The organism is Acidiferrobacter sp. (assembly GCF_054609335.1).
On sequence record NZ_JBTRWP010000023.1, the window covers coordinates 41,089 to 47,310 of the forward strand.

Here is a 6,222-nt window from a genome sequence, read left to right on the forward strand (position 1 = left end):
CCGCGAGGAACCCGTGTCAACAGACAACATGGCGGTTTTCACGGGCAACGCGAATCCGGCGTTGGCCGAATCCGTGGTGCGCCACTTGGGGATCCCGATTGGAAAGGCGCATGTCGGGCGCTTCAGTGACGGCGAGATTCAGGTAGAGATCATGGAGAACGTCCGCGGCAAGGACGTCTTCCTGTTGCAGCCCACCTGCGCGCCGAGTAATGACAATTTGATGGAGCTCTTGATCCTGCTTGACGCGGTCAAGAGGTCGTCGGCGCGACGGATCACCGCCGTGATCCCGTATTACGGATATGCGCGGCAGGATCGCAGGCCGCGCACCGCGCGTGTTGCGATCGCCGCCAAATTGGTGGCGGACATGGTGAGCGCCGCGGGCGCCAACCGGGTCCTGACTATGGACCTCCATGCCGACCAGATCCAAGGATTTTTCAGTATCCCGACCGACAACATTTACGCGGCCCCGGTGCTCTTGGGCGATATCTGGCGGCATAGTTATGAGAATCTGTTGGTGGTGTCGCCAGACGTCGGGGGCGTGGTGCGGGCCCGGGCGCTCGCCAAGCACCTCGATGCCGGGCTTGCCATCATCGACAAGCGCAGGCCCAGGCCTAATGAGGCCAAGGTCATGCACATCATAGGCGAAGTCGAGGGGCGAACCTGCGTCCTCATGGACGATCTCGTGGATACCGCCAACACGCTCTGCGAGGCGGCGACCGCCTTGAAGGCGCATGGCGCGCTGCGGGTCGTGGCCTATTGTACACACCCCGTGTTGTCGGGGCGCGCCGTCGAGCGTATCGAGGGGTCGGTGCTCGATGAGATCGTGGTGACAGATACCATACCGTTGGGCGCGCAGGCGCGCTCATGTGTGAAGATCCGGCAGCTTAGCGTAGCCGAGCTGCTCGCGGAGACCATAAGGCGTATCGCGGACGAAGACTCCGTGAGTTCGCTCTTCATGGACTAATCAGTCCGGCCGCGGGACGTCGGAGGGCCTTGGTCGCGAGGCCCCCTTAAAGAGAGGAAGTGGTCATGAGTGGAAAATTCGAGTTGAACGCCGAGATGCGCAGCGAGAAGGGTACGGGTGCGAGCCGCCGCCTGCGCCGCGCCGGCAAGGTGCCGGGGATCTTGTATGGGGCCGGCAAGGAACCCGTGATGCTGTCTTTTGATCACGACCCGCTTTGGCACCATACGCGCCATGAGGCCTTTTTCACGTCGATCCTGTCGGTCAAGGTCGACGGCAAGATCATCGACCAGGCGATCCTGCGCGACCTGCATATGCACCCCTTTAAGCCTAAGGTCGCCCATTTGGACCTGCAGCGGGTGAGCGCCACCGAGCGCCTCCATCTGCTGGTGCCCTTGCATTTCATCAACCAGGAGGCCGCTCCCGGCGTGAAGCTCCAGGGCGGCCTCGTGGCGCATCTCATGACCGAGGTTGATGTGAGTTGTCTGCCGAGCCAGCTGCCGGAGTTCCTGACGGTTGATGTCGGCAACCTCAATGTCGGCGACTCCATCCACTTGAGCAACTTGACCGTGCCCGAGGGCGTGACCCTGACGGACCTCACCCATGGCAACGATCTCGCGATTGTGACCATTACCGTGGTCCGTGAGGCTCCGGAGCCGGAGCCGGCCTCGGCCGCCCCCGAGGCGACCGCCGCGGCCCCCGAGGCGGAGGCCCCGAAGAAGGAAGGGAAGTAGTTGGGAGAGCCCCTGGCGACCCTCGTGGGGCTTGGGAATCCCGGACCGGAATATGACGACACCCGGCACAACGCCGGGTTCTGGTTTCTGGACCGGGTCGCCCACGGGGTGGGCGCTACGTGGCGGCACGAAGGCAAGCTCTCGGCGTCCGTCTGCCGTGCGCACGTGCATGGGGCGGAGTTGTGGCTTGTGAAACCATCAACCTTCATGAACGAGAGCGGGACCACGGTGGGCGCTTTGTGCCGATACTATCGCTTGGCGCCCACGCAAGTCCTGGTCGCGCACGATGAGCTCGATCTCGCGCCGGGCGTTGTCCGTCTGAAGAAGGGCGGGGGCGCGGGCGGACATAACGGACTCACCGACATCATCGCGCACCTGGGGGCCGACTTCTGGCGCTTGCGGATCGGCATAGGCCGACCGCCCCCGCGGCGTGATCTTGTCCCTTATGTGCTGGGACGGCCGTCCCGCGAGGAAGCCTCGGCAATCGAGACGAGCCTTGCGCGCGGGCTCGAGGTCTTGCCCTTGATCGTTCAGGGCGATACGCAGCGGGCCATGAATCTATTGCATACGACAGGCGGAGAGACGGCCGATGGGGCTTAAGTGCGGTATCGTGGGGCTTCCCAACGTCGGCAAGTCGACGCTCTTCAATGCCCTGACGGCGGCGGCCATTCCGGCCGAGAACTACCCGTTTTGTACCATCGAGCCCAATGTGGGTGTGGTCGCGATCCCGGATAAGAGGCTGAACGCTTTGGCCGCGATCGCTAAACCCCAGCGCATCGTGCCTGCGGTCATGGAGTTTGTGGACATCGCGGGACTTGTCGCTGGGGCCGCGCAGGGCGAGGGCTTGGGCAACAAGTTCCTGTCCCATATTCGCGAGACCGACGCCATTATCGAAGTCGTGCGCTGTTTCGAGGACGACAACGTGGTCCATGTGGCCGGGCGCGTCGATCCACTCTCCGATATCGATGTGATCCATACTGAGCTTGCGCTTGCCGACCTCGAGAGCGTGGAACGCGCGGCTGCGCGCGAGACCAAGGGTGCGCGTGCCGGCAACAAGGAGGACGCCAAGCGCCGCGATCTGCTGACACGTATCCGTGAGCACTTGAACGGTGGCGGCATGGTGCGGACCTTGCCTCTGACCGACGACGAGCGGCTCATGATCCGTGGCTTCTCGCTGCTTACGGCCAAGCCCGTGCTTTACGTCGGCAATGTCCAGGAAGGGGGCTTTTCCGATAACCCCCTCTGGGAGCGGGTAGCATCGCGCGCCCGTGACGAGGGTGCCCAGGCGCTCGCCATCTGCGCGGCCTTCGAGGCGGAGCTCGTGTCGCTGCCCGATGAGGAGCGCCCGGCCTTCCTGGCCGAGATCGGCCAGGACGAACCGGGCCTGAACCGCCTCGTGCGCGCGGCCTTCGCGCTCCTCGGTCTTGAGACCTTCTTTACCGTGGGGCCCCAGGAGGTCCGGGCCTGGACCATGCGCCAAGGGAGCCTGGCGCCGCAGGCTGCGGGCGTCATCCATACCGACTTCGAGCAGGGCTTCATCCGCGCCGAGGTGATAGGTTATGAGGACTATGTGCGGTTGCGCGGCGAACAGGGGGCGCGCGAGGCCGGCAAGATGCGGCTCGAAGGTCGCGATTATGTGATGCAAGACGGTGACGTGGTGCATTTTCGGTTCAATGTGGGCCGTTAGCGGCGGACGGCGTCGGAGCGGTCTCGTTCCTTGACATCGCCCAAGTGTGCCCCCAAAATGCCCCACCTTCAGGACAAGGCTATGTAGCTCAGCTGGTTAGAGCGCGGCACTCATAATGCTGAGGTCGGTGGTTCGAGTCCACCCATAGCCACCATATAAAACAAGCAGTTAAGCGCGCACTACCCCTGCCCTATTCTCGATTTGCTGTAACCGCGCCGTAATGCGGCTTCGTTCGCGATAAAGTTTTACCCAAAAATACGAACAACAAGGGGGGAGCGTATGGCATCGTTCATTCCGCGCAAGGGGCCCCGGGGTCGGCGGGTCTGGCGGGCGCACATCCGCAGACGAGGCTCTCCAACACAGGTTCGCGCCTTTGACACCAGGGCGGAGGCCGAGGTATGGGCGGCCATTATCGAGTCTGAGATCGCGCGGGGCGTGTTCGTATCGCAGGCCGAGGCCGAGTCCACGGCCTTGGCGGAGGCCCGGGACCGATACGAGTGCGAGGTCACTCCCAAGAAGAAAAGCCGCAGTGACGAGGGGCGTACGCTCGGAGCCTAGCGCTCGAGCGGTTTAGGGGGCCACTCTTTAAGCTTCTATCCGGGGGAAAGACTTGGCGGCATGGCGAGACGCCGAGCTCGTCAGCGGTTCCCCTACGGGCACCGTGCGCCGCAAGCTGGCGCTCTTGGCGCATATATCCAAAGTGGCGAGAAAGGAATGGGGAATGGAATCTTTGGCAAGTCCGGTGGACTCCATTCAGTTGCCCCCTCCCGGCCAGGCCCGTGACCGTCGCTTGGTCGGCGACGAGCAAGCCCGCCTCCTGTCCGCAGCAACCACCTACGGCGGCGAAATCGGTCCGATCGTTACCTGGTCATCGAGACCGTCATGCGCCGTGGCGCGATTGCGGCCATGCGGTGGGAGCACCTGGATCGAAAAGCCAATGTCTTGCTGATCCCGGAGACCAAGACCAGCTCCCCAAGGCGCGTGCCGCTGTCCACGACCGCACTGGCCGTCCTCGATGCCCCGCCACGCCGGCGCGCCTTGCCACCCCCGCAGGGGTGGTGTGGAGCAGCGCCCGGATTCGATCTTGCAGCCCTTTGAGCGGGTCTGTAAGGCCTCCGGCATCACGGGCCTGACCTTCCACCACTTGCGCCATGAGGCCGCGAGCCGCTTGGGAGAGTGTGGGTTCAGTGCCCTGGAGGTCGCGGCGATTACCGGCCACAAGACCATGCAGATAGTGAAGCAGTACGCTCATCTCCGGGCCGAGGATTTGGTGGGGAGGATGGGTTAAATGGCCGACCCAAAACTGACAGGGCCGATCCAACAGGTCGAGACCATAGCCGAAGGGTCCTCGATTCGTGAGCTAGCCAATCTCTAATTTTGAGGTGCTAGTTTATGGATACCGAATCTTTGTACAAGCAGGAGATCCCTGGGTTTCCCGTGGTTGTTCAGTCCGTCCGGCGTGCCGCTGCCTTCCACAAAATTGAGATGGAGGGCGCTGCGAGCATCGCCGCCGAGGGGGCTTTGGCGCACCCGGCTGCGATCCTGCGGCCCACCCTCTGGGCGCGGGTCCCATCACAGCGCCCGGGCGTGGCCCTTTCGGCTGCGAACGAAACGGCTCCATGGAGCACGCGTTCACACACCATGGCCATAGCAAAAAACAGCGGCTTAGCTCTCCGAATCGCGGACATCTTTAAGTCTCGCCGCTACTTCCGTGGGCGGCAGCGGTTTACTGAAGTAATACCCTTGATACTGATCGCAGCCCTGATCACGCAGGATAATGCGCTGTTCGTCGGTTTCGACGCCTTCGGCAATGACCGTCATATGGAGACTGTGGCCCAAGGTAATCACTGCCGTCACCACGGCGGCATCACTTGTGATGTCGCGCACAAACGACTGATCGATTTTCAGAATATTAACCGGCAGGCGCTTCAGATAACTCAAGCTTGAGTAGCCCGTTCCGAAATCGTCAATGGCGATCTGGAAGCCCATGGAGCGAAGGACGTGTAGTATCTCTATGGCCTTATCCCCATTCCCCATGACCATGCTTTCGGTGATTTCGAGTATGAGGTGGCGGGGCTCCACGGCTGACTCATCTAAAATGCGCGTCATGGTGGCTATGAGTCTGCTGTCGCGGAACTGGCGGGCGGAAAGGTTGACTGCAATAGGTGGCACGTCTATTCCAGCCTTCGCCCATGTCTGCCGCTGGGCGCAGGCAGAGGCAAGCACCCATTCCCCGATCGGAACGATTAACCCCGTTTCTTCGGCCAAAGAGATAAAGTGGGACGGGCCGAGTAGCCCCTGCGTGGGATGCTGCCAGCGTATAAGGGCCTCAAGACCCACCACGGCCCCCGAAGCAAGGTCGACCACCGGCTGGTAATGGAGCCGGAATTCATCCCGCGCCAAGGCTTGGTGCAAATTCGTGTTGAGAGATTGCTTTTTAACGACCTCGCGATTCATCTCCGGCGCGAAAAAGAAACGAGTGTTGCCGCCCGCTTCTTTGGCCCGATACATAGCGATATCACAATTCTTGAGCAAGGTGTCCCCATCTTCGCCGTCATCCGGATAGATCGCCACACCAATACTTGCACCGACATAAAGAACGTGGTCTTGGATCTCGTAGGGCGCGATGATGCTCGCGAGCAGTTTTTGGATTACCTTGTCTATGGTCTCAATGCTCGTAAGCCCCAACAGGATCGCAATAAATTCATCCCCTCCTTGGCGCGCCACGGTATCCTCAGAGCGCAGAGTAGACCTCATGCGTCGCGCCACGGCCTTTAATATCAAATCCCCGGTCGCGTGCCCCAAGGAATCGTTAATGGTCTTGAATCCATCCAGATCCA

General features: G+C 61.8%; 7 protein-coding genes, 1 tRNA gene and 1 pseudogene. 8 read left to right on the plus strand and 1 reads right to left on the minus strand.

The features are described from left to right. Positions 1-28: 28 nt before the first annotated feature. From ACYCTF_RS07920 to ACYCTF_RS07955, 8 genes and pseudogenes are all read left to right on the plus strand, one after another. Positions 29-964, plus strand: a complete 936-nt coding sequence (locus ACYCTF_RS07920; RefSeq protein WP_461282131.1) for a ribose-phosphate pyrophosphokinase — start codon at positions 29-31, stop codon at positions 962-964. Positions 965-1,029: 65 nt separating this feature from the next. Then, positions 1,030-1,695 carry a 50S ribosomal protein L25/general stress protein Ctc gene (locus tag ACYCTF_RS07925; RefSeq protein ID WP_461281950.1) on the plus strand — a complete coding sequence of 222 codons (666 nt, stop codon included), beginning with the start codon at positions 1,030-1,032 and terminating at the stop codon, positions 1,693-1,695. Next, entirely contained in the window at positions 1,696-2,295 is a 600-nt protein-coding gene (gene pth / locus ACYCTF_RS07930) for an aminoacyl-tRNA hydrolase (RefSeq protein WP_461284768.1), read from the plus strand. Next, positions 2,285-3,382 (plus strand): redox-regulated ATPase YchF, encoded by a 1,098-nt coding sequence (ychF, locus tag ACYCTF_RS07935; protein WP_461281948.1) that lies wholly within the window; start codon positions 2,285-2,287, stop codon positions 3,380-3,382. The genes pth and ychF overlap by 11 nt, the downstream gene beginning before the upstream one ends. 77 nt (positions 3,383-3,459) lie before the next feature. Further along, positions 3,460-3,536 (plus strand) — tRNA-Met (locus ACYCTF_RS07940). Positions 3,537-3,661: 125 nt separating this feature from the next. Further along, the gene (locus ACYCTF_RS07945; RefSeq protein WP_461281947.1) at positions 3,662-3,940 is read left to right on the plus strand and encodes a hypothetical protein; all 279 of its coding nucleotides are present in this window, start codon (positions 3,662-3,664) and stop codon (positions 3,938-3,940) included. Positions 3,941-4,240: 300 nt separating this feature from the next. Next, positions 4,241-4,480, plus strand: a pseudogene (locus tag ACYCTF_RS07950) (tyrosine-type recombinase/integrase); the annotation flags it as partial. Further along, positions 4,443-4,670, plus strand: coding sequence for a tyrosine-type recombinase/integrase (locus ACYCTF_RS07955; protein ID WP_461281946.1), 228 nt, complete (start codon positions 4,443-4,445; stop codon positions 4,668-4,670). The pseudogene ACYCTF_RS07950 and the gene ACYCTF_RS07955, both read left to right, overlap by 38 nt. Positions 4,671-5,047: 377 nt before the next feature. On the opposite strand, the gene ACYCTF_RS07960 is transcribed toward ACYCTF_RS07955, so the two are convergent. Next, positions 5,048-6,222 (minus strand): putative bifunctional diguanylate cyclase/phosphodiesterase (locus ACYCTF_RS07960; protein ID WP_461284769.1); only part of this gene is annotated, 1,175 nt, incomplete at its 5' end.

Excerpts from the sequence above, each read along its gene's own strand:
- ACYCTF_RS07925 (WP_461281950.1), top strand. The coding sequence starts at position 1,030 with ATGAGTGGAAAATTCGAGTTGAACGCCGAGATGCGCAGCGAGAAGGGT.
- ychF (WP_461281948.1), top strand. The coding sequence starts at position 2,285 with ATGGGGCTTAAGTGCGGTATCGTGGGGCTTCCCAACGTCGGCAAGTCG.
- ACYCTF_RS07945 (WP_461281947.1), top strand. The coding sequence starts at position 3,662 with ATGGCATCGTTCATTCCGCGCAAGGGGCCCCGGGGTCGGCGGGTCTGG.
- ACYCTF_RS07920 (WP_461282131.1), top strand. The coding sequence starts at position 29 with ATGGCGGTTTTCACGGGCAACGCGAATCCGGCGTTGGCCGAATCCGTG.